Annotated in this window: 2 pseudogenes; one reads left to right on the forward strand and one right to left on the reverse strand. The window is 34.6% G+C overall.

Going from position 1 to position 2651, the window contains the following annotated elements:
• Positions 1–367: 367 nt before the first annotated feature.
• A pseudogene (locus A5886_RS04760) lies at positions 368–1521 on the forward strand (IS3 family transposase); the annotation flags it as partial.
• A gap of 68 nt (positions 1522–1589) precedes the next feature.
• Here A5886_RS04760 and A5886_RS15965 read toward each other — a convergent pair.
• Positions 1590–2018 (reverse strand): annotated as a pseudogene (locus A5886_RS15965) (IS3 family transposase); the annotation flags it as partial.
• Between the last annotated feature and the right edge of the window lie 633 nt (positions 2019–2651).

Below are 2651 nucleotides of genomic sequence, written 5' to 3' on the forward strand. Positions count from 1 at the left end.
GTTGGTTGAACTTAAAAATATATATGTATACAAAGTATATAAAGATGACGTTAATAATTGACCATATCTGTAAAGAAATTTAATGTCTTCGGAATTTCCCTTTTTGTGATATTAAAATAATGGTTCTATAAGTAAGGTAAATTTGTCATAGGACGATAACTAAGCACAAATAGCGGCTTTTTGTCAATAAGGACTGATGGGAAAAAGCTCTTCGACATTTAGTGTTGGCGGAAATAAATTCAACTGAAAAAGGCTCTTTGACATTTAGTGTTGGTGCAGATAAATTCAACTGAAAAACGAAGACTGGTCCAGTTAAACATATTGTTTAGCTGGATCTTATTTTTGCTGTAAAAAATAGTTCTTGCCTAATATGAAGCGACCCCTTCTGGCTTCATGGATGCAGAAATTTCGCGAAAATGGTGTTGACGGACTCTCTAAACAGAAAGGAAATCCATCTACCTTGACTAAAAAATCAGAAATGAAAAAGAATGTTCCTGCTAACCTTTCGGCTGAGGAAACTGACCGAATCAAAGAATTAGAAAAGCAAGTACGTTCTCTTCAAATTGAGAATGCCTTTTTAAAAGAAGTGAGGAAGTTGCGAAAACAGGAAGCCCAACGAAAACGCAAGAATCAATCGCAAGAATCATCGCAAGCCTCCGAGGATCATTCAAATTAGTTGAGCTTCTTGAAACGTTGAAATTCCCTAAAGCAACCTACATGTACTGGCAAAAACGGTTTGACCGCTTAAATCCAGACAAAGAAGTCGAAGATGCAATGTTAAAGATTCGAAAAGAACATAAAGATTATGGATGTCTGCGAATGAGAGAAGAATTGAAAAAACACGGATTCTGCATCAATAAAAAGAAAATACAACGATTGATCAAAAAATTAGGCATTGAAGTGAAATCATATATGCGTAAGTCCAGACGCTATAATTCTTATCACGGAAAAGTTGGAACAGTCGGTAAAAACCGAATTCACCGTTGATTTTATACAAACATCTGCCATCAAAAAGTTACCACTGATACAACTGAATTCAAATATTTTGAAACAGATTCAAATGGTGTTATTCGCCAGAAGAAACTTTATTTAGATCCGTTTATGGATATGTATAACAATGAAATCCTTTCTTATCGAGTGTCAGAAAAACCCAATGCAGTAGCCGTAATGGACAGTCTAGAAGAAGCCATTCAGGTCACTAAAGATTGCCCTTTTCGAAGAACATTCCATTCAGATCAAGGTTGGGCCTATCAAATGAAAGCCTACGGAAACAAATTGAAGGAACACAGAATATTTCAAAGTATGTCCCGTAAGGGAAATTGCCTAGATAATTTCCCCATGGAAAACTTTTTTGGACTTCTGAAACAAGAAATATTCCATGGAGAAATTTATCTAAGTTTCAACGAATTGAAAATAAAAATAGACAAATATATCGATTATTACAATAATAAACGTATCAAACAGAAACTGAACTGGTTGAGCCCTGTTCAATTTCGAGAAGCTGCTCAAAGAGCAGTCTAATAGTTGTTTCTTCAGTACAAAAAAGGAGTGGATTTCTCCACTCCTTAAAAGTCTAACTTTTAGGGGTCACTACAGCCTTCGGCTTCAGCTAAGCTTTTTCTGTTAGTTTGAGGCGCATAGAATTTTTCAACACGTCATCTTTTTGATCTTGCGTTAACTTTACCGCACTTTTCCGAAGTTTTCTAGCCCCGGGTGCTAGTTCTTCACACCATTGCTGTAAAGACTCTCGATTAGGGTAACCAAGCAGCCGAATCGTCCTTGCATAGCACTGTCCATATTTAAAATAATGATTCACAGCTATTCGTTTTTGTTCTTCAGAATACTTTGTGTTTTTTTCGGTGCTCCGAATGAAGCTCTCCAGATATCAAATATTCCTTGTACCATTTGCGAAGTGCGCCAACTGACGGATAGCCTAATTCATGAATGGTAGTTGCATAGGAACAATCGTACTTTAAAAATAACTGAATTGCTTTTATACGTTCTTCGTGGGAAAACATACGGGCATTCCTCCTAAATTCATTTTTGGTCCAGGATTATGTCCGCACCTCCTTATATGTACAAAAGTCTTGCAAAACACATCCTTCTTGTTTAGAATCGAGCCAATCTTCTTCGAAGATTAAATGTTCATCTGTTAAACCTAAGTGTTTTTTAGTACAATTGTCCATGAGAGATATCCTTTCTTGGTGCAGATTTTGTTTTAGACGACTAAATTCTACCAATTGGATATCTCTTTTTCTATACTTTTAAAAAAAATAGTGTTGGAAAGAAATCCTAAGATTTCTCACCAACACTAAATATTGTAGAGCCCATATAAACAGTGTTACTATTCTTGGCAACAGGTAATAACATTCGTGGCGGAAGGTGGTAATAATTATGTCCTAACGTGTAATTTCAATTGGTAGATATCACTTAGGAATAAAAACAGAAATATTGATTTAGAAATTTTTTTAAAAAAGTATAGTTATTGTACAAAATTTCAATATATATAGAAAAGAAAACGTTTTTGGCGTAAAATTATAATAAGATTCGTAAGAAAGGTAAAATAAAATTTTGAACGGGGTGAAAACAATTAAGAAATTGAGTATTGCATTATCCTTAATAATGGTATGTATTGGAAGTTTTTTTATACT

This window comes from Candidatus Enterococcus testudinis, from assembly GCF_002140915.1.
GTDB classification, from domain to species: Bacteria; Bacillota; Bacilli; order Lactobacillales; family Enterococcaceae; genus Enterococcus_D; species Enterococcus_D testudinis.